Origin of the sequence: Treponema bryantii, assembly GCF_036492245.1 — a bacterium.
GTDB classification, from domain to species: domain Bacteria; phylum Spirochaetota; class Spirochaetia; order Treponematales; family Treponemataceae; genus Treponema_D; species Treponema_D bryantii_C.
In genome coordinates, this window is record NZ_AP025286.1 from 36,985 (window position 1) to 56,810 (window position 19,826).

A 19,826-nucleotide genomic window follows, 5' to 3' on the forward strand; every position below is an offset into this window, starting at 1 on the left:
GTAGATATTAAAGATTTATTCAGAGTTGGTCAAGGAAAAGGAAGCCTGGGACTGATGTTGTAATTATTTTTTTGATTCGTTATATTTACCGCAACTACATCGACTTTCGTTGAAAGCGGTGATAGCGTTTTGACATTACAAAAAAACTTTGGACTTGACCAAAAAGGCAGGTACTGAATGAAACTCTCACCCGCAGACTTTCCAAAACGGAAAGCCGAGCATTCAATTATTTCTATGGTGACATGTTATGACTACACTATGGCATGTCTGGTAAATCAAACAAATATCGACTGTGTTCTCGTTGGCGACAGCCTTGCAAATGTAATGCACGGCGAAGAGAATACGATTCCCGCCACGGTGGATCTTATGGCTTTGCATACTCGTGCGGTGCATAGAGGGCTCCCGGACAAGTTTCTGGTGGCTGATATGCCGTTTCTGAGCACAAGACTCGGTCTATATCGCGGAACAAAAGCGGCCGGGAAACTCATCGCGGCCGGGGCCGATTCGGTGAAAATCGAAGGGGCGGACGGAAATCTTGAACTTATCTCTCATCTTGTAGAATCGGGAATTCCTGTAATGGGCCATTTAGGGCTAACTCCGCAGTTTTTCCATGCGATGGGCGGCTACAAAGTACAGGGCCGCACGGAGGAAGCAAAATCCAAACTCATTAATGATGCAGTTGCCATGGAGAAGGCGGGCTGTTTTGCGATTGTCGCTGAATGTGTGCCGGCGGACGTTGCAACTGCTATGAGCCGGGTTGTGTCGGTGCCGGTTATCGGGATTGGCGGTGGATCTGCAGTGGACGGGCAGGTGCTCGTTCTTCACGACCTTCTGGGCTTATCATCTTTCAAACCAAAATTCGTACGTCATTTTATGAATGGAGCTGATTTAGTAAAAAATGCTCTGAACGAATATGACGAGTGCTGCAAAAATCACACATTCCCAGCTGCCGAGGAGACTTTTACAAAATGAAAATCATAAATACACCAGCCGAATGGCTCGAAATAGAAAAATCAATTAACCGTAAAGAAAAACATCAGAGTATCGGACTTGTTCCGACAATGGGAGCCCTTCACAAAGGTCATCTATCCCTTGTTGAACGCGCAATTAAAGAAAATGATATCAGCGTTGTAAGCATTTTTCTGAATCCTGTTCAGTTTAACAATCAAAATGATTTGAAAACTTATCCGAAAACCTGGGAAGAGGACTGTGTACTTCTTGAAAAGGCCGGAGTTGATTACCTTTTTGCTCCGACTTACGACATTATGTACCCGGATGATTATCACTATAAGCTTTCTGAAGATTCTTTCAGCAAAACTTTGTGTGGTGCGAGCCGCCCGGGTCATTTTGATGGAGTTCTCACAGTTGTTATGAAGCTTTTCCAGATTTTCCTTCCGGAAAAGGCTTATTTTGGTGAAAAAGATTTCCAGCAGTACAAGCTTCTGGATGGAATGGCAAAGGCTTTTTTCCTTCGTACAGAAGTTATTCCATGTCCGATTGTCCGCGAAGAAAACGGACTTGCTTTCAGTTCAAGAAACAAGCGTCTTTCAGAGGCTGGGCTCGCAAAAGCTCCGTGCCTTCATAAGGCTCTTGCAAGTGGAAAAAGTGTTGATGAGATTAAAGCGCAGCTGGAATCAGATGGCTTTATGATTGATTATGTAACGGAAGTTGGAAACCGCCTTTACGCTGCCGCATCTATTGAAGATGTAAGACTTATAGACAATGTTGAAAGATAAAAAGATTTTACTTCACGTTACCGGCTCAATTGCCTGCTATAAGGCCTGCGAGCTTGCAAATCTTCTTGTAAAGGAAGGAGCTGAAGTTCAGGTTTCGCTTTCGGATGGAGCACTGAAATTTCTTCAGCCGGCAGTTTTTGAAGGACTTACTCATAAAAAAGCTTTGACTCAGAATATGTTTGCCTGTGAGCCGGATTGTATTCCGCATATTACGCTCGCTCAAAAATGGGCGGATCTGATTGTGATTTATCCTGCAAGTGCAAATTGTATTTCGCGGCTTGCCTGTGGTTTAAGTGATGATTTGTTTGGCGCAGTATTTTTAGCAAATAATTTTGATAAGCCTGTTTTACTTGCTCCTGCAATGAATTCAAATATGTTTGCGCATCCAGCAGTTCAGGAAAATCTGAAAAAGCTTGAAAGCTGGGGCACAAAGATTCTTCCAACGGATGAAGGCCGGTTAGCCTGCGGCAGTGTTGGAAAGGGAAAATTGATTTCCCCAGAAACTGCTGTAGATTTTATAAAGGAATCGTTATGAGAGTTTTGATTACAGGCGGGGGCTGCAGGGAATATATCGATAGTGTAAGGGTTGTTACCAATTCTTCTACCGGTAAAACCTCTGCAGAACTTGCCGGCTTTTTTGCTCAAAATGGCAATGAAGTTACGCTGATTACCGCAGAAAATGCAATAAAACCTGCAGATTCTGCGGTAAAATGCGTTTTTTTTACGACAGGACAGGAACTTTCTCAGGCTATTCAGAGTGAGCTTTGTACACGTTCTTATGATGCTGTAATTCATGCAGCGGCTGTAAGTGACTATATTCCGTCTGAAATTATTACAGGTGGAAAAACAATCAAAGCTGGAAAACAGGTTTCAAAGCTTCATTCTGATGAGGAGCTTACGGTTGTTTTCCGAAAGGCTCCAAAACTGGCAGATTCGCTTCGTTACTGGGCGGCAGAAGGCGGAAATCCCAACGCTAAAATCGTGTGCTTCAAGCTTACCAGCGGGGCCGCCCTCTCAGATCGTTCCCGCGCAGCCGCAAAACTTTTTGCGCACAGCAACGCAGACTTTATCGTGGCGAACGATCTCTCAGAAATCACCGGCGACCTCCATCCATTTAATATCCTCACTCCAGACGGCAAGATCCGCGCAGCGGGAACCACAAACCTTCAGATGGCCCAGGAACTCCTGTCGCTCCTAAAAACCTCCGAGCCGGAGGAGGCCGAAAAATGACACTTACTCTGGATGCGGGAAACACAAGACTTTCATGCGGTCTCTTTAACGAAGATAAGCTTGTTCATACTTTTTGCTGTGAAACTGGTGGCGGATGTACGGAAGGGGCTCTTGCAGATTTCTTTCTTTCAGAAAAAAAACGAGCAGGCCTCGCTCTAACTGAGATCTCAGAAATCTCCGCCTGCTCTGTAGTTCCATCCATGAACTCAACAATTATAAATGCCTGTAAAAAAGCCTTTGAAAAAGAAGTCCTGTTCCTGCAGTCAAACTGTAAAACCGGTCTAAAGATTTCTTACAATAATCCAGAAAAACTGGGAACAGACCGCATAGCCGCTGCCATCGGAGCAACAGCTCTGGAGCCAGACAAAAATCTTATTGTCGTAGATATGGGAACTGCGACAACAGTAGATGTTATCACAAAAGAAAAAGAGTTTTGCGGAGGTGCAATTCTTCCTGGAATAAATCTGATGGTGAAATCACTCGTTTCTGGAACAGCACAGTTACCGGAAGTACAAATTACTCAGCCGGAAAAACTTCCCGGAACTTCGACAACACAATGTATTCAGGCTGGAGTCTATTATGGAGCTCTTGGCGGTATAAAAGAACTGATTGAGCAATTTACCAGAGAAATCTTTAATGGCCAGAAGCCTTTTGTAATTGCCACAGGTGGACTTTCATATCTTTTTGAAAACGAAGGTCTTTTTGACAGGATTGAAAAAAATCTTGTTCTTGAAGGGCTGAATCAGATAATCAAAAATAAATAGGAGATAAATATGAATATAGAAGTATTAAAATCAAAATTACACAGAGCAACAGTAACTCAGACAATCCTTGATTATGAAGGTTCAATTTCTATAGATACCGAACTTGTAAAAGCAGCAGGAATGCATATCTGGGAAAAGGTTGAAATCTTTAATATCAATAATGGAGCAAGACTTTCTACCTATATTATTCCGGGGAAAAAAGGCGAGTTCTGTCTTAATGGAGCTGCAGCCCGCCTTGCTCAGCCGGGAGACAAAATCATTGTGGTGACTTATACATCAATAGATGAAAAAGATGCAGACTCCTGGAAACCTGAAATCGTTTTATTAAATGAAGATAATACAATTAAAGAAAAAAGATGAAAAATCCAAAATTTATTCTGGGAATAAAAAATTCGTAAAAATGCATAAATGGATGTAAAATATTATAATATGGTGAAGAGAAGAATTTTATTAACTATTTATGCATTATTTATAAGCAGTTATATTTTTTCCCAACCTCAAAACAATAATACAGATGATTCATTCTTTAAAGAATTTGTAAGTCGTAACTGGAATGCCGAATCTGGACTTACAGGAAATACAATTACTGACATCATGCAGGACGACGATGGTTACATGTATTTTGGAACCTATAGTGGATTGATGCGTTTTGATGGTGTTGATTTTATTTCTTTGAACCGCCTTTATGACGAGCGCTATGATTTCTTAAGTGCACGAACAGTATTTCAGGATTCAAGAAATCATCTTTGGGTTGGTTCAAATGATGAAGGCGTGACCTGTATAAAGCATACCGGCGAAATCCTGAAATATACAGCAAAAGACGGGCTTCCAAATAATTCCATTCGTGCAATTTGCGAAGATAAGAATAATTTTATGTGGATTGGAACTGCATCTGGAATTATCTGCGTAAACAGACAGTATATTCTTGAGAAACTTGTCGGTTTTGATAAATTACCTAATGGAAATCATTTCACTGTAAATCAATTATATTGTGATACTGCCGGTCGAATGTGGATTATTACCAGAACAGAAGAACTCTATTGTTATACAGGCGGTAAAATTCAAGAAATCCACATGATTAAATCTATAGAAAATCCTGTAGTAACAACTGTAGCGCAGGACTCTACCGGGGCGTTCTGGTTTGGTGTAGCTCCTCACTATGTTGTAAAAGTAGTTGATGGTAAAGAAACTGTTTATGATGTTGGATACGGAAAACAAAGAGGAACTGCTGTTACAAGAATCTTTCAGGATTCTGATAAAAACATGTGGTTTGCGCTCGACAACGGAATTACAGTTTTGCATGATGGAGTTTTTTCTTATGCAGATACAAGTAATTTCCTTGTAGATGATAATATAAATCAAATTATGGAAGACCACGAAAAAAATATCTGGCTTGCTCTGGATCGTGGTGGAATTCAAAAACTTAGCAGGGGAAAATTTCAGACAACAAATATTTCCTCTACAGTAAATGCTATTGCACAGGATTCTTTCCGTAATGTAATCTGGATGGCCTGCGATAATGGTTTGTATTGTTATAAAAATAATAAGTTTATAGAAAATGATCTTACCAGGTTATTTATGAATATAAGGATCCGTCATGTTGGAGTTACAAGTGACGGATCAATTCTTTTAAACTGTTATGAAAAATATAATCAGATAAAAATACATCTTGATGGAACAATTGAATACTGGAATAAAGACGATGGACTTGCCGGCAATAAATCAAGAGTTTCAATTCAAACGAAAAACGGTGACATTTATACAGGAACAATAACAGGTCTTTCAATTATAGATCATAAAACTGGAGAAATAAAAAACATATATAAAGATAATTTTCTGTACAACGATTTTATTATGTGTCTATACGAAGACGATGAGGGTATGGTTTGGTTTGGTACAGATGGTGGTGGTGTCTATATAATTGATCCTCAGACAAAGGAGATTACAAAAAGACTTACAAAGGATGATGGTCTTGTAGGAAATATTGTTTTCAAAATTTCTTCTGTGCGTGAAGATGAAATCTGGATATGTACCGGTTCTGGTTTAAGCATAATTTCTAAAACAACAGGAAAGATTACAAACTTTGACCTTTCAAATGGATTTGGATCAGACGGAGTTTTTCAGGTTCTTTTAGATTATACACATAGAGTCTGGGGTACAAGTAATCAGGGTATTTTTAATGTAAAACTTTCCGATCTTGATGAAGTAATTCATGGAGAACGCAAAACAGTTCATCTGACATTCTTCAGTAAACTTGATGGAATTCATTCTGGAGGAGTAACTTCAACTTCTGTTTCCATGCAGGATGATAAGGGACGACTCTGGTTTACCTTGATAGATGGATTTACAATGCTGGATCCTTTACGAAATGCTTCAAATAATTATGCGCCGACAGTAAAAATTCAGAGTGTAACAGCAGATAACGAAAAACTTGAAATTACTTCGGATTTGCGACGAAGCAGGTTTACGGTTAATGTTGCACCAAAAATAAAACGTCTGAATATTAAATATACTGGAATAAGTTTTGTTTCATCTGAGCATGTTCAATTTAAGACTAAACTCGAAGGTTTTGAAAAAGATTATTCAGAATGGACGAAAGAAAGAACAGCGTCGTTCACTAACCTTAAACCAGGAAATTATATCTTCCATGTAATTGCAAAAAATCCAGATGGAATCCAAAGCACAAACGAAGCTACTTTATATATAATAAGAAAAGCTCATTTGTGGCAGCAAACCTGGTTTAAAATAGTAATATCAATTCTGATTGTTGGAATTACTTTCCTTGTTGTTGTTTTGCGCTTTAGAGCTTACAGTAAACGTCAGGAAGAAATTGAAAAGTTATCTATTGAAGTTACCAGTGCACTTGCACAGACAATAGATGCTAAGGATAAATACACAAAAGGTCATTCAAATCGAGTTGCAAAATATTCACGGATGCTGGCTGCTGCTCTTGGAGAAAAAGAAAAAACTCAGGAGAGAATTTATTATGCAGCCCTGTTGCATGATATCGGTAAGATTGGTATACCAAATGCTATAATCAATAAGCCTGGTAAACTTACAGACGAGGAATATGAAATCATAAAAACACATCCTGTAATTGGAAGTGATATTTTGAAGTCTATTTCTTCTATGCCTGAAATCTCAATTGGAGCCAGAAGTCATCATGAACGTTTTGATGGAAAGGGTTATCCTGATGGGCTGGCAGGAGAAGAAATTCCTTGGATTGCGCGAATTATAGGGGTAGCAGATGCTTACGATGCTATGACTTCAAACCGAAGTTATCGTGACTATCTGCCACAGCAGCGTGTAAAAGAAGAAATCTTAAAATATCGTGGTATTCAGTTTGATCCAAAGGTTGCTGATGCGATGATAAAGATTATGCAGGCGGATATTGATTATGTAATGCATGAATAGGAGTACTTTTTGAAACCACAGAATCTTACAGCAGAAGAACAGTACAACAAGATGGTTAATACGCCGGTGTCGCGGTTAATTACAAGTCTTGCAGTGCCAACGGTAATTTCAATGCTGGTAACGGCCATTTACAATATGGCAGACACTTTTTTTGTGTCGCATATAAATACCCAGGCGAGTGCAGCAGTTGGAATTGTTTTTCCAATTATGTCGATTATTCAGGCAGTAGGATTCACACTTGGTATGGGTTCGGGAAGTCTTGTTTCTATCAGACTGGGTCAGAAGCGGAATGAAGAAGCAAGCATAATTGCATCTACGGCATTGTTCACAGCCCTTGGAGTTGGTGCTCTTATTACAATATTCGGAAATCTTTTTGCGCCGCAGGTTTTAAGTCTTGTTGGTGCATCTGAATCTGTTTTACCTTATGCTCAGCAGTATGGCCGCTTTATTTTCTGGGGTGCACCTCTTATGTGTGCCTCATTTGTTCTTAATAATGTTCTGCGTTCTGAGGGCAAGGCTTTCTTTTCTATGATTGCTTTGACCAGCGGTGGATTGATAAATATTGCCTTAGATCCGCTATTTATTTACGGCTTTGGAATGGGAATAAGCGGTGCGGCAGTTGCAACAATCGTTAGTCAGACAATTTCATTTATGATTCTTTTGAGCTGGTTCTTGCGTGGAAAAGCTGTATGCCATATGAGTATTAAGCTTTTCAGGGGTACTGTGGATGTGCTCGGAAAAACTGTTGCTACGGGTGTTCCATCTCTTGCACGTCAGGGACTAGCGAGTGTTGCGACAATTTTACTGAATACTACAGCCGGTGCTTACGGTGATTCTGCAGTAGCGGCTATGTCCATTACTACAAAAATCGTGATGTTTGTTGCCGCAATTATGATTGGAATTGGTCAGGGCTTTAGTCCGGTAAGTGGTTACAATTATGGAGCCAAACGTTATGACCGTGTAAAGAAAGCCTATAGATTCCTTGTTGGAAGCGGCTTTGCAATTATGGCCTGCTTTGCCATTGTGATTTTCATTTTTGCAAATCAGATTATGCACGGCTTTATTAAAGATGAGGCTGCAGTTGCGGTTGGTGTTGTTGCACTGAGATGGCAGATTGCGTTCATCCCTTTTCATCCACTGATTGTAGGAACCAACATGTTGATGCAGTCTACAAGACATATAAAGGCAGCAACATTCCTTTCTATGAACCGCCAGGGAGTATACTTTATTCCAGCTATTTTGATTTTACCTCGGCTGTTCGGTTTACGCGGTGTAGAAACCAGTCAGGCTGCTGCAGATATTTTGAGCGCGTTTACGGCAATTCCATATCTGATTCATATGTTCAGAAAACTGGATAGACTGGCTAAAGAGAACGAAGTGGCGCGCAGTTAAAGACCTGCTGCCTTTATAATTCTATCGGCAAAGGCGTCGGCATCGTATGTGGTGCCGGCGGTAATTTCCAGATTCGGGATGCCGTATTTTTCGCAGTCGGCTTTAAATTCCTTGCTGCAAATAATAAGCCGTTCAAGGTCCGGGTCGTCACAAAGACGTTTTTCTATAACACTTGCCTTTCCAACCACTTTATCAAAATTAGCGCGCAGATATTCTTCGTCCATTGTAATAAAAGTACAGTAGATTTTCGAAAGATATTCAGGTGAAAAAGCCAGTTTCCATTCACCGGGAATATAACAGCCTTCAACAATCATATTCTGATTATTTTCAATCGCAGTCTTAATCATCTCAGCCACAAACGGCCACAGAAAATATCGCATCTTATAATCGTCTTCAACAGTGAGGTCTGTGCGTCCGCTGCGAATATAACCCATCTTCAGATGATCCAGACTAATATATGGAAAGTGAGTTCTTTCCAAAAGCTTCTGCGCAATCAGAGTTTTGCCAACATGACTTGAGCCGCCAATCAGAATAATCATTTTGTCACCTCGAATAGAGTTTAACATAAATACAAAAGACAGTCTTCAAATTTATCTATAAAAGAAGCACCCAAAAACAAGGAAGACAGCGGTTTGATAACTAGACTTATTCAATAGCCAGTATTATATTAAATTTATAGTCAAAACAGGAAAGATTTCCAGGTTTTGCAATATTTAAAAAAAGGAGACTTTATGTTTCATTTAGTGGGAAAGTGGAGTATTACACCTAAAGATGGGGTTGCCGAAAAATTTGATGTAAACCATAACAAAAAGTGGAATATCTTTTTTGGTATTCTTGAGTTCAGCAATGCTTATATGCTGATTAAAATGGTTATAAATCTCTTTAAGAGTTTTTCTAAAGGTGCTGAAACAAATCCAAATATACCTCTTTTATTCAAGGTATTGCCATATTTAGAGTTGATTCTTATTATCAGTATTTTTGTTACCGGCATTCTTTATTTTTGTAATAAATTGATAGCTTATAAGATTTACTTTGTACAATTCTTTTTCCGTTTATTATTTTTTATTCCATCATTCGGACTTCTTTTGAAACTCAGATTTTTTATTTCAAATTCTGTTTTTATGAATGTCATGAACGTAGTTTGTGTAATTTTAGAAGTCTGCAGATTCGTAGTAACGATTTTTATTGTTCATGAAAGCCGCCGGTATGTATAAATTTGATTAGTTTTAAATTTGTAATTATTGCCCAATTTACAATACATAAATACGAAATTATGGCGGAGATTAAAAGTTTTACATGAAATCTCCGCCATTTAGTTTTATTCATAAACTAATTGTTGCAGTTTAATAATTGTTGTTGAATATAAAACACATTCTTCATTCTTTGAATTCTTTACATTTGCAAAAACAGGTCTTACAGTCATTACTTTCTCAATATTTGTAGGAGTCACAGATTGATTTTGTATAATGTTTATTAGATTATTTTCATCTTCAATGTATTTTGTGGCTGAAAAATAGTGAATTTTCATATTATTAACGATGTAATAGTTATCCTCATCATATGTACAATTATATTCATAAATCTTGTAATGATTTCCAGAATAACTAATTGAATTAATTGTTATTCCAGCATTGGTAAATTCTTCCTTTTCAAAAAATGTATAAGTTATAGGTTCATTATCAGATGAAGAATTTTTACAACCCACAAAAATGAATAAAATAAATAAAAATGCAAAAAATGATATTTTTCTAATCATATAAGGTCCTCCAAAAAACAATTATAGGAGAGTTAATTTTATGGCGCAAGAAAAAATTTACAGATTTCGGCAGTGTATTGTTTATAAAAATGTAAATCTTTAAAAAGCAACCGGTTGCCGTAGAAAGAGTGGAATGTTTGTATTATAATGAAAAACAGGTTAGGCTATGGAGCTGCGCCGAAGGCGGCCACCGCAACGAGTGAAACGAGTGAGGAGGCTGAGCGGGAGCGAACAGCGTAACAGCCGGCCCGAGTGAAACGAGGGAAACCCAAAGAAAAGGAGTATAAATCACATTATGAAAACTGTTGCAGGAATTGACCTTGGTACACAGAGTATGAAGGTTGTAATTTACGACTACGAGAAGAAAGAGATTATTGAAAAGGCTAGCTGTCCGATGGATTTGATTTCGGAGGCAGACGGAACACGTGAGCAGAAGGCTGAATGGTTCGACAAAGGACTTGAGGTTTGTTTTGGAAAGCTTTCTGCTGAAAACAAGAAGACTATCGAAGCTATTGGTGTTTCTGGTCAGCAGCATGGTTTTGTTCCGCTCGATAAGGACGGAAAGGCTTTGTATAACATTAAGCTCTGGTGCGATACTGCAACTACTGAACAGTGTGCTTACATCACTAAGAAAGCAGGCGGCGACAAAAAGGTTGTAAAACTTCTTGGTAACCTGATGTTGCCTGGTTTTACTGCTCCAAAGATTCTCTGGCTCAAAGATAACAAGCCTGAGGCTTTTGCTGCTCTTAAATATATTATGCTTCCACACGACTATTTGAACTGGAAGCTCACAGGCGAGTACGTTATGGAGTACGGTGATGCTTCTGGTACTGCTTTGTTTGATTCTGCAAACCGCTGCTGGTCTAAGAAGATTTGTGATATTATTGATCCAAAACTTCTTGGACTTCTTCCAAAGCTGATTGAGCCTAGTAGCCCAGCCGGAAAGGTTAGCGCTGAAGCAGCTGCCGCTTATGGTATTCCTGCTGGTATTCCTGTTTCTGCTGGTGGTGGAGACAACATGATGGGTGCTGTTGGAACTGGTACTGTAGCTGACGGATTCCTTACAATGTCTATGGGTACTTCTGGTACTCTTTACGGATATTCTGATAAGCCAATTAACGACCCTGCAAATGGTCTTTCGGGATTCTGCTCAAGCACAGGCGGATGGCTTCCACTTCTTTGTACAATGAACTGTACTGTTGCAACTGAGTTTGTTCGTGGTCTTTTCCAGCTTGATGTTAAGGATCTTGATGCTGAAGCTGCTAAGGCTCCTTGTGGATCTGAGGGTGTTCTTGTAATGCCATTCTTCAATGGAGAAAGAACTCCTAACTTGCCAAATGGACGTGCAAGCATTACAGGTCTTACTTCTGCTAATACTAACCGTGCAAATATTGCACGCGCTTCTCTTGAATCTGCTGTATTTGCTATGCGCGGTGGTCTTGATGCATTCCGCAAGCTTGGTTTTCAGCCTAAGGAAATCCGCCTTATTGGTGGTGGTTCAAAGTCTCCACTCTGGCGCCAGATTGCTGCAGATATTATGAATCTTCCAATCCGCGTTCCAGCATTGGACGAAGCAGCTGCTCTTGGTGGTGCTGTTCAGGCTCTCTGGTGTCTCAAAAACCAGAATGGTAAGTGCGACATCGCAGAGCTTTGTGCTGAGCACATCACACTCGATACTTCAAAGAGTGCAGACCCAATTCCTGAGAATGTTGCAGCTTACGACAAGGCATACGCTGAGTACAACAAGGTTCTCGACCAGGTTGCTCCACTTTACGTGTAAGTAAACAAATAATCTGATAAATTATAACCGTCAGTTCTGTAAATTTTAGAGCTGACGGTTTTTTATTTGCTCAAATATCTGAAATAAAGTAGACTGACTATATGTTATTTTTTAGCATTGCTGCATACACAGCGTTTGGAATTTTTTGTATTTATTGTATTGTCTCAGGTGTAAAAAAACTGAATGAAAAAAAGGCAGAGCAGGAATCACCGGATTATTATGTTGATGAAAAAGAGCATGATGAGGCTATGAAGGCTGCTGAAGCTTTTGAAAAAGGCTACTTTGAACGTATCAGAAACGGAGAACAGTCACAGCAGTTTTTATCTGTTGGTAGTATGATGATTTGTTCACTTTTAAGAAGCCTGCTTGCAGCAGAAGGAATTCCTACTTATATTCAAAACGAGCATGTTAATAGCATGTATTCCCTGAATTCACTTTCAGGAAATTCAGCTTTTTCTATAAAGGTTTTTATTCTTATTGCAGATTACGATCGTGCTTATGAAATCATTTCTGATTATATTTCAGCACACGAAAAAGTTGATGAAGAAAAGACTTCAATAAAATCACCTAAAACAGTTGCCAAAGCAGTTATTTCTGGAATGTTCTTTGTAAATCTACCTGAGGGGGCAGAAGAAAAAGTACATGGCATAATGATTTTACCAAAAATAAACTGATTATTTAAAAAAATTATACTGAATCAATTCAGGGTGGTATTCAAAATGCATGTTATCGTAGATAACCCATTTACCACCCCAGATAAAACCTTCTTCTTCAAAAGCTTGGATTACAGATTCTGGAGGCATCCAGCGGTTTTTTAGAGGAATCAGCATCCAGGTATTCGGATATTTACTTTTTGCCCAGCTCCAGAAAATCTGTTTTCCTTCCTGGCTTTTTGGAAGAATATCCATAGCAATTCCAAGACTGTGAAAAGATTTTCTGTTTGTTCCTTCGATGATTCGCCAGTAGTAAGCATCACAAGATTTCATGTTTGCAAGAAAGTGTTTAACGTCACTATCTGTTTCTGCAAGTTTATTGATTTTTTCTTCGACTCTTTTCAGAGGTACTTCCATACGCTTATGAACGTTAGTTAGTTTACCTAAGAAACTTATTCTTACTATATTAGTTTCTAAAGATCTGCGGGTTTCTGCTGAGTAGAGGGCTTCAAAAAAGAACATAGGCGTGCCGGCACCTTCCTGTCGATTTTCCGTTGATGAAAAATTCTTTATCTGTTCTTTTTCTTCTTCTGTATAAGTTTCTGGATCTATTAGTACTTGTGGATAGTTATATAAGAGTGACCAGTATTTATCTTTATTTGAAAGTTCAGAAGCTGGTAAAAAACTTCCGTTTGCCCAATAAAAATCTACAACCTTTTTAATGGTGCTCTTATCACCCGGAACTTCTGGAATTCCTACGCTGATTTTCCAGTCGCTTATTTCTGTATCAAAATGTTTTTCAAAACTGATATCAGGGTATGCGTGTTCAAAGTATTTCAGGTAACCGATTCCAATAAAGGGCCGTTCCTGAGCAAAAGCCTGTGAGAAAAATAATAGAGATATCAGGAATAAGAGTTTTCGCATAATCAATAACTATTTTACATCCTTGAGATGGCGGGCGTCATTTAAAAGTTCAATTGTAGGAACTGTCAGTTTTCCCGGAGTTTTATCGAATCGAAGAATTGAAATTGCTGTGTGCTGAAAATGGAGTAGGGCACACATATAAGGGAACGGCTGGTTTAGTACGCGAGACATAAATGCAGCGCTGGCTCCACCATGATTAAAAATGGCAAGTGTTTTTTGTTTATCATCCGGACGTGTACAACGGTAGTAAAAACCTTCGCGTTCATAGCCCTGAGTTGCAAGCCATTTATCTGTTTCTTCACCAATCTTATCTGCATCAACTGTTGCAAAATTATTCTTGAAAACCGGATATTCACGCCAGTTTGGACTCTGAAGATTTTGACCACTCCATACTAATTCATCAGCTCCGCTCCAGGGATTCCATTTTGGGTCATACAATTCTCCCTCACAGCCGTAGCGGATTTCACGGATAAAATCGAGAATTTGTATTGGTTTTATTCCTGAGGCTTTGGAAAAATATTCTGCTGTCTGAAATGCCCGGCCCTGTGGAGAAGAAAAAATCTCATCAATTTCTTCTGATAAAAGTCTTTGAGCAGCAACTGCTGCCTGCTTATGTCCAAGTTCTGTCAGACAGTCTTTTTCATAATCAGGATTTCCATGACGTATAAGTATGATTCTCATATTGTAACTTCCTATTTGGGGTAAAATAATTAAAAGCTTTCACTTATAAAAAGTTTTTTGTTTATAAAGATTCTCCTGAGCATTTCTTCTTTTCCATTGATTTTCACATCAGAGCGAAGAAGGGCTTCATCAATACTTAAGCAGCCAACTGCAAGCTGGCCAAGAGGTCGAATATTGGCTTCAAGATCAAACTTACAATCGTTAGTTTTATCATTTAAAACTTCAACCTTATCTGCCATAACATGAAGTGCAATATTATTTTCTTTAATGATTTCATCTGTAATCTTAATTGTAAAATCACAGTCTGAAGGTTTCTTTAAAACTTCAAAAAGTTTTACAGTATTCATAATTCGAACCATAAAATGCTGGCAGGTTCTTTTTTCAATTTCATATGTGTTTGGTGCAGATATTATTTTAAGAAGATCAATTCCCATTGGAAGAGGAAGAACTATAGAACCATAGTCTGCGGTAAAACGTGACAAGAAATTTAAAATCGCATTAAAGCCAATTCTGCTGGTCCATGCACATTCTTCAACTTTGAGGATTGCAGCTTCAGGACTAAATTCATCCTTGAAAATTAAATAAGAAACTGGCTTTCCATTATGCTTAAAAACATAAGAGAATTTTCTATCAATAAATTCCTTTTCAATCTTAAGATGCTCGAGCATCATCGATTCTGTTCTAACGGCTGAAAGATTAAAAGTTGGAGAAAATTGATTATAAATATCCATGAAATCTTTAATGTTTTCGCCAGGCTGCCATCGATAAACTTCGCATTTTTCTTCGGAAGGAAGAGAGTGATAGTCTTTTAAAGCACCCGGATGCATTTTATATTCGTTGATAAAAGGCACTACCTCATAACCAAATTTTCTATAAAATTTATGATTGAACGGATACAGAGATGAAAGTACTTCGCCGTTGCGATAGGCTTCCTTCAGAATCTCATAAAAAATTTCGCGAATGGCTCCTGTTTCTCTATATTCAGGATAAGTTGCAACAGCACCGATACCACCGGTTTTTACAGGTTTTCCATCAACATAAAAATCATAATGATTATTGATTATGCGAGCCATCAGTTTATTATCATCAGAAAAAGCTCCCCAGTCTTCACAGGTTTCTGCTTCGCATTTCTGACGTTCTGACTCAATATTATCTACACGACGATGAAAACAGTATACAAACAGTTTATAGGCGTCAAATCTTTCTTTGCCTTCAAGTTTTTTAATTATCATTTTTGAATTTCCTCTTTAAAAATAATTATAAAATAACAGTATAGATAAATCAAATTGAAAATTGATAAGTTTGAGAATTTCAAAACATTCTATACATTTCGCTACGTTTTTTCGCATCTCTTTACATTTTTCAACATATTCTGTTAAATAGTCTAGTTATGGAAGATTTAGATAAAAAAGAAGGGGCTGCTGCCTCAGAAACTAAAACAGTTCAGATTGAAAATAAAATGGGTACTATGCCGCTCGGTAAACTTTTGATTCAGATTTCATTACCGATGATGATTTCTATGCTGGTACAGGCGCTTTATAATATTGTAGATAGTATTTTCGTTGCACAGATTTCGGAAAATGCACTTACTGCAGTTTCTCTTGCGTTCCCTATTCAGAATTTGATGATTTCTACTTCAGTTGGTACTGGAGTTGGTGTAAATGCGTTGCTTTCTATGAGACTTGGACAGCAGGATAAAAAAGCTGTAAGTGATTCTGCTATGAACGGTATTTTCCTTTATGCTATCACTTGTGTTGTTTTTATTGTGCTTGGAATTTTTGTTCCACGCATTTATTTTGAATCACAGACAAATAACCCTGAAATCATTGAGTATGGTGTACAGTATCTTTCTATATGTATGATTGTTTCTGTAGGTTTATATGGTGCTATTTTGTTTGAGCGCCTTCTCCAGTCTACAGGACGTACTGTTCTTTCTATGATTTCTCAGCTCGCTGGAGCTATCACAAATATCATTTTTGACCCTCTTTTGATTTTCGGATTGCTTGGTTTCCCTAAGCTTGGAATTGCCGGAGCAGCCTGGGCAACAGTTTTAGGTCAGATAGTTGGTTTCGTAATTTCACTTTCTCTGAACCTTACAAAGAATAAGGAAATTAGTTTCAAAATTAAGGGATTCCGTCCTCATGGTAAAGTAATTGCTGATATCTATAAAGTAGGTGTTCCTTCTATTCTGCTTGGTTCTATTGGTTCGGTACTTACATATCTTATCAACTTGATTCTGGGTGCCTTTACAATGACAGCCGTTGCAGTTTATGGAGTTTACTTTAAGCTTCAGAGCTTTATTTTTATGCCTGTTTTTGGTCTTAATAACGGAATTGTTCCTATCGTTGCTTATAATTATGGTGCAAAACGTAAAGACAGAATTATGCGTGGAATTAAGCTCTGTGCTATTGCTGCAGTTTTAATTATGGGTGCTGGTCTTTTGATTTTTGAACTTTTCCCACGTCAGCTGCTTGCAATGTTTAATGCTTCAGAAGAAATGTATGCTATTGGTATTCCGGCCCTTAGAAGAATTGCCCTTCATTTCCCAGTTGCCGCAATCTGTATTACATTGATTTCAGTTTTCCAGGCTCTCGGAAAAGGTCTTATGAGTATGATTGTTTCATTTGTTCGTCAGATAATTGTGCTTCTTCCTGCAGCCTATCTTCTTTCTCTTACAGGTGATGTAAATAATATCTGGTGGGCATTTATTATTGCAGAAGGAGCTTCTGTAATTGCCAGTGCTATAGGAATGCGTATTACTTATAATAAGGACATTAAAACTCTTTAAATTTTGACAGTTTTCATATTTCCGTTATACAATATTAACACTTAATTTGTATGGAGAAGAGATATGAATTTGTTTCAGCTATATATGCTATTTTTTGGTGTTAGTACTGTAATTGGCGTTCCTTTACTATCATCATTCCAGGTTACCCAGATTAAAGGGTCTTCCTGGGCAGACTGGATAAGCGGTCTTGGAGCATCCTTAGGACCGGCTGCCGGAATCTGTGTTGTCATCACAATAATCAGTTATATCATCATGAAGCCACTTCTGAATCTGATTAAGAAAGCCGAAACAGAACCAATAACCGAAGAAGAACAGAGAAGCGTAGATAAAATCCTTAAGAAAATCAGAATCCTTTCAACAGCAGCTCTTATGGCAGGTTATCCTGTTGGTAACGGTTCAACAATCATCATAAAAACAATGGCTGGTAAGGTTAACTATAATAAAGTTGATCTGATTGTCATTATGATTTTGATTCTTTTATATGGTTTTACAGCTGTTCAGTATTCTGTTAACTGTTTTGCAACAGTTTCACGCCGTCAGCTTTATAAACTTAAGCTCATTACTACAGAGGGCTTTAAAACCTCTAAAGTTTCTATGAATCTTGGACAGGGAATTTTAATTGCAAGCCTTACTGTTGCATGGCATGTTTTCTGTTCTGGTTATAGTGCTGTTCGCCACGGCTGGTCTATGGATTTATTTGTTCACAAAGCACTTTTTGGTATTGCCCAGTCGGTGATTTTCTGTGGTCCACTTATCGTTATAACACTTATTCAGCTTCGTCACCGTTTTGCAATTTCAATCAATCAAATTCGTAAACTTCGTACAGAAGGTGATCTTCAGAGCCGTATTTATGTAGGATCTTTCGATGACTTTGGTATTATCATGTCGGAAATGAACCTTCTTATGGATTCACTCCGTACTTCCCTTTTAAAATTGAAGAATGAAGCTGATGCGGTAGATTTAAGTGCAGAAGAGCTTATGGGCCTTACAGAATCATCTTCTTCTGATATTGCTAAGATTGTTGAAAGATTCCAGGAAATGAGTTCTGAGTCTAATAATCAGGCTGAACTTCTTGTTTCTGTAAATGAAGGTGTTACAAAGCTTAGTGCTGATGCTACAAAAGTCAGCGATTTTACCGGTTTCCAGTTTAAGTCAGAAAAAGAAAATGAAAATTCTATGACTGAAATGGTAGATAACTTTAAGGCTATCACAAATCTGATTGAACGGGCACAGACTCTTTCTGATGCGCTTACTGCAGAATCTGTTTCGGGTAGTGCGGAAGTAAAGAAAACTCAGACTGTAATCAATGGTATTACAGAAATGTCTAAGCGCATGATTGAAGTTATCAAGGTGATTCAGGCTGTTGCTTCTCAGACAAACCTTCTTGCTATGAATGCGGCTATTGAGGCGGCACATGCGGGTGATGCCGGAAAGGGATTCAGTGTTGTAGCTGACGAAATCCGTAAGCTTTCTGAATCTACTCAGAACTCTACAAAAGATATCAGTAATCTTATCAATGAAATTGCTAAATCTATGGAAGAAGGTTCTTCGAACATGGAACTTACAAGTAATGCATTCAATAAGATTCAGAAAGAAATTGAAGAGCAGAGTGGTGTTGTTGCAGAGATTTCAAAGACTATGGCTCAGCAGTCAAAGGATGCAAATTCAATTCTTTCAAGTACAAATATTATTGTAAAGCAGATTGAAGACGTTAGTGGTCTTGCTAAGAATCAGGCAAATTATACAGAAGAGATTATGAATGATTTGACTGAAGTAGTAAATCTTGCAGGAAAGGTAAATGATTCTGTTGGTGAGTCAGAAACTGTAGTTAAGAACTTCTCTGAATCGTTCTCTACTGTCCGTGCTAAGGCTGAAGCAAATAAGAAATCTGTTCTTTATATCACTGAAGAAATTAATAAGTTCAAATTATAACGAAAAACCGGGCTTACAGGCCCGGTTTTTTATTAATCAAATTCGATTTGAGTTTTAAGATCGCCGCCTTTGCCGTAAATACAGCAGATGTGGCGGCCTTCGTTTTCTGCGTACTTGCAGACAATTTCTTCTCCTGATTTTACTGCCATTTTATAACTGATACGAAGTTTCTTGAAATCGCGGTTTTCAAAAACCTCTTCTGGAAGTCCTTCAAGGGCATAATCAAGATATGTAAGATTGTGAACATGGTCATTAAAATCTATATCCAGGCGCCGGATTGCAATTGGAGTTTCGCGGGTAAAATTTTCCGGAGCTACAAGTTTTGGAAGCTTTGAATCTTCGTAGGTATGCTTATCTTCCGGCTGGTATTTGTCTATGATTTCCTGAGTGATTTTACATGGGCGGTTTGTATTGAGGTCGAGCAGAATCCATTTTGTAGTGCCTTTTACTGATAGTTCACCGTTGCAATACATTTCAAAGTCACGGGTACAGATGAGCGGATGATTAACCGGTTCTGACCAGGTACGAGCAACGATTTTGTCACCGTATTTAGGATAGGTGATTACATCAATCAGCCAGTCGGTAAGAACCCAGGCTTTTCCGTTGCTGGAACCTTCAAGAATCGCATCTCCGGCAGCGTCTGAATGTTTATTTCCTGAATTTTCAAGAATTTTAAGAATAGAACCAAGCAGCATGTCGCCGTTTTTTTTGTAATCTTCAAGCAGCGGCTGATATTCAAAATCGATAATCACTTTTTATAACCTCTCTGTTTTAGA

General features: G+C 38.3%; 19 protein-coding genes. 13 read left to right on the forward strand and 6 right to left on the reverse strand.

Annotated features, from left to right (window positions below; all coding sequences use genetic code 11):
• Positions 1 to 177: 177 nt before the first annotated feature.
• The 8 genes from panB (at position 178) to AABJ44_RS00220 (ending at position 8,536) form a co-directional block, all read left to right on the forward strand.
• Positions 178 to 972 carry a 3-methyl-2-oxobutanoate hydroxymethyltransferase gene (panB, locus tag AABJ44_RS00185; protein WP_338369851.1) on the forward strand — a complete coding sequence of 265 codons (795 nt, stop codon included), beginning with the start codon at positions 178 to 180 and terminating at the stop codon, positions 970 to 972.
• Positions 969 to 1,736: a pantoate--beta-alanine ligase gene (gene panC / locus AABJ44_RS00190; RefSeq protein ID WP_338369852.1), complete on the forward strand. Its 768-nt coding sequence runs from the start codon at positions 969 to 971 to the stop codon at positions 1,734 to 1,736. Before panB ends, panC begins: the two co-directional genes overlap by 4 nt.
• Positions 1,723 to 2,271 (forward strand): flavoprotein, encoded by a 549-nt coding sequence (locus AABJ44_RS00195; RefSeq protein ID WP_338369853.1) that lies wholly within the window; start codon positions 1,723 to 1,725, stop codon positions 2,269 to 2,271. The genes panC and AABJ44_RS00195 overlap by 14 nt, the downstream gene beginning before the upstream one ends.
• A complete protein-coding gene (locus tag AABJ44_RS00200; RefSeq protein WP_338369855.1) occupies positions 2,268 to 2,966 on the forward strand; it encodes a phosphopantothenoylcysteine decarboxylase domain-containing protein in 699 nt (232 codons plus the stop codon). Before AABJ44_RS00195 ends, AABJ44_RS00200 begins: the two co-directional genes overlap by 4 nt.
• Entirely contained in the window at positions 2,963 to 3,730 is a 768-nt protein-coding gene (locus AABJ44_RS00205; RefSeq protein WP_338369857.1) for a type III pantothenate kinase, read from the forward strand. Before AABJ44_RS00200 ends, AABJ44_RS00205 begins: the two co-directional genes overlap by 4 nt.
• 9 nt (positions 3,731 to 3,739) lie before the next feature.
• On the forward strand, positions 3,740 to 4,090 hold the full coding sequence (gene panD / locus AABJ44_RS00210; protein ID WP_074644011.1) for an aspartate 1-decarboxylase: 351 nt from the start codon (positions 3,740 to 3,742) through the stop codon (positions 4,088 to 4,090).
• A gap of 69 nt (positions 4,091 to 4,159) precedes the next feature.
• On the forward strand, positions 4,160 to 7,144 hold the full coding sequence (locus tag AABJ44_RS00215; RefSeq protein ID WP_338369858.1) for an HD domain-containing phosphohydrolase: 2,985 nt from the start codon (positions 4,160 to 4,162) through the stop codon (positions 7,142 to 7,144).
• 9 nt (positions 7,145 to 7,153) lie between these two features.
• A complete protein-coding gene (locus AABJ44_RS00220) occupies positions 7,154 to 8,536 on the forward strand; it encodes an MATE family efflux transporter (protein WP_338369860.1) in 1,383 nt (460 codons plus the stop codon).
• On the opposite strand, the gene AABJ44_RS00225 is transcribed toward AABJ44_RS00220, so the two are convergent.
• The gene (locus tag AABJ44_RS00225) at positions 8,533 to 9,075 is read right to left on the reverse strand and encodes a hypothetical protein (RefSeq protein WP_338369861.1); all 543 of its coding nucleotides are present in this window, start codon (positions 9,073 to 9,075) and stop codon (positions 8,533 to 8,535) included. The two genes, AABJ44_RS00220 and AABJ44_RS00225, sit on opposite strands and share 4 nt — an antisense overlap.
• 192 nt (positions 9,076 to 9,267) lie before the next feature.
• On the opposite strand from AABJ44_RS00225, the gene AABJ44_RS00230 reads away from it, so the two are divergent.
• Positions 9,268 to 9,750: a hypothetical protein gene (locus AABJ44_RS00230; protein ID WP_338369862.1), complete on the forward strand. Its 483-nt coding sequence runs from the start codon at positions 9,268 to 9,270 to the stop codon at positions 9,748 to 9,750.
• Positions 9,751 to 9,854: 104 nt separating this feature from the next.
• Here AABJ44_RS00230 and AABJ44_RS00235 read toward each other — a convergent pair whose 3' ends face one another.
• Complete coding sequence (locus tag AABJ44_RS00235) at positions 9,855 to 10,292, reverse strand: hypothetical protein (protein WP_338369865.1); 438 nt, start codon at positions 10,290 to 10,292, stop codon at positions 9,855 to 9,857.
• 295 nt (positions 10,293 to 10,587) lie between these two features.
• Between AABJ44_RS00235 and xylB the strand changes: the two genes are divergently transcribed.
• Positions 10,588 to 12,072 (forward strand): xylulokinase, encoded by a 1,485-nt coding sequence (xylB, locus tag AABJ44_RS00240; protein WP_338369868.1) that lies wholly within the window; start codon positions 10,588 to 10,590, stop codon positions 12,070 to 12,072.
• 101 nt (positions 12,073 to 12,173) lie between these two features.
• On the forward strand, positions 12,174 to 12,746 hold the full coding sequence (locus AABJ44_RS00245) for a putative signal transducing protein (protein WP_338369869.1): 573 nt from the start codon (positions 12,174 to 12,176) through the stop codon (positions 12,744 to 12,746).
• Here the strand turns inward: AABJ44_RS00245 and AABJ44_RS00250 are convergent, their stop codons facing one another.
• The 3 genes from AABJ44_RS00250 to AABJ44_RS00260 are packed head-to-tail and all read right to left on the reverse strand — an operon-like array spanning position 12,747 to position 15,562.
• Entirely contained in the window at positions 12,747 to 13,649 is a 903-nt protein-coding gene (locus tag AABJ44_RS00250; protein WP_338369870.1) for a M15 family metallopeptidase, read from the reverse strand.
• A gap of 9 nt (positions 13,650 to 13,658) precedes the next feature.
• Positions 13,659 to 14,330 carry a histidine phosphatase family protein gene (locus AABJ44_RS00255; RefSeq protein ID WP_338369872.1) on the reverse strand — a complete coding sequence of 224 codons (672 nt, stop codon included), beginning with the start codon at positions 14,328 to 14,330 and terminating at the stop codon, positions 13,659 to 13,661.
• A gap of 29 nt (positions 14,331 to 14,359) precedes the next feature.
• Positions 14,360 to 15,562: a GNAT family N-acetyltransferase gene (locus AABJ44_RS00260; protein WP_338369873.1), complete on the reverse strand. Its 1,203-nt coding sequence runs from the start codon at positions 15,560 to 15,562 to the stop codon at positions 14,360 to 14,362.
• Between the two features lie 158 nt (positions 15,563 to 15,720).
• Between AABJ44_RS00260 and AABJ44_RS00265 the strand changes: the two genes are divergently transcribed.
• Together AABJ44_RS00265 and AABJ44_RS00270 are read left to right on the forward strand one after the other, a co-directional pair.
• Entirely contained in the window at positions 15,721 to 17,118 is a 1,398-nt protein-coding gene (locus tag AABJ44_RS00265) for an MATE family efflux transporter (RefSeq protein ID WP_338369875.1), read from the forward strand.
• A 63-nt stretch (positions 17,119 to 17,181) separates the two neighbouring features.
• Positions 17,182 to 19,050: a methyl-accepting chemotaxis protein gene (locus AABJ44_RS00270; RefSeq protein WP_074643984.1), complete on the forward strand. Its 1,869-nt coding sequence runs from the start codon at positions 17,182 to 17,184 to the stop codon at positions 19,048 to 19,050.
• A gap of 32 nt (positions 19,051 to 19,082) precedes the next feature.
• Here AABJ44_RS00270 and AABJ44_RS00275 read toward each other — a convergent pair whose 3' ends face one another.
• On the reverse strand, positions 19,083 to 19,802 hold the full coding sequence (locus AABJ44_RS00275) for an acyl-[acyl-carrier-protein] thioesterase (RefSeq protein ID WP_338369877.1): 720 nt from the start codon (positions 19,800 to 19,802) through the stop codon (positions 19,083 to 19,085).
• Between the last annotated feature and the right edge of the window lie 24 nt (positions 19,803 to 19,826).

What these genes read in the sequence shown, in the direction of transcription:
- AABJ44_RS00260 (WP_338369873.1), bottom strand. Translation starts at nt 15,562, where the DNA reads ATGATAATTAAAAAACTTGAAGGCAAAGAAAGATTTGACGCCTATAAA.
- panD (WP_074644011.1), top strand. Translation starts at nt 3,740, where the DNA reads ATGAATATAGAAGTATTAAAATCAAAATTACACAGAGCAACAGTAACT.
- AABJ44_RS00245 (WP_338369869.1), top strand. Translation starts at nt 12,174, where the DNA reads ATGTTATTTTTTAGCATTGCTGCATACACAGCGTTTGGAATTTTTTGT.
- AABJ44_RS00250 (WP_338369870.1), bottom strand. Translation starts at nt 13,649, where the DNA reads ATGCGAAAACTCTTATTCCTGATATCTCTATTATTTTTCTCACAGGCT.
- AABJ44_RS00200 (WP_338369855.1), top strand. Translation starts at nt 2,268, where the DNA reads ATGAGAGTTTTGATTACAGGCGGGGGCTGCAGGGAATATATCGATAGT.
- AABJ44_RS00270 (WP_074643984.1), top strand. Translation starts at nt 17,182, where the DNA reads ATGAATTTGTTTCAGCTATATATGCTATTTTTTGGTGTTAGTACTGTA.
- AABJ44_RS00265 (WP_338369875.1), top strand. Translation starts at nt 15,721, where the DNA reads ATGGAAGATTTAGATAAAAAAGAAGGGGCTGCTGCCTCAGAAACTAAA.
- xylB (WP_338369868.1), top strand. Translation starts at nt 10,588, where the DNA reads ATGAAAACTGTTGCAGGAATTGACCTTGGTACACAGAGTATGAAGGTT.
- AABJ44_RS00195 (WP_338369853.1), top strand. Translation starts at nt 1,723, where the DNA reads ATGTTGAAAGATAAAAAGATTTTACTTCACGTTACCGGCTCAATTGCC.
- panC (WP_338369852.1), top strand. Translation starts at nt 969, where the DNA reads ATGAAAATCATAAATACACCAGCCGAATGGCTCGAAATAGAAAAATCA.
- AABJ44_RS00255 (WP_338369872.1), bottom strand. Translation starts at nt 14,330, where the DNA reads ATGAGAATCATACTTATACGTCATGGAAATCCTGATTATGAAAAAGAC.
- AABJ44_RS00205 (WP_338369857.1), top strand. Translation starts at nt 2,963, where the DNA reads ATGACACTTACTCTGGATGCGGGAAACACAAGACTTTCATGCGGTCTC.
- panB (WP_338369851.1), top strand. Translation starts at nt 178, where the DNA reads ATGAAACTCTCACCCGCAGACTTTCCAAAACGGAAAGCCGAGCATTCA.
- AABJ44_RS00230 (WP_338369862.1), top strand. Translation starts at nt 9,268, where the DNA reads ATGTTTCATTTAGTGGGAAAGTGGAGTATTACACCTAAAGATGGGGTT.
- AABJ44_RS00215 (WP_338369858.1), top strand. Translation starts at nt 4,160, where the DNA reads ATGGTGAAGAGAAGAATTTTATTAACTATTTATGCATTATTTATAAGC.
- AABJ44_RS00235 (WP_338369865.1), bottom strand. Translation starts at nt 10,292, where the DNA reads ATGATTAGAAAAATATCATTTTTTGCATTTTTATTTATTTTATTCATT.
- AABJ44_RS00225 (WP_338369861.1), bottom strand. Translation starts at nt 9,075, where the DNA reads ATGATTATTCTGATTGGCGGCTCAAGTCATGTTGGCAAAACTCTGATT.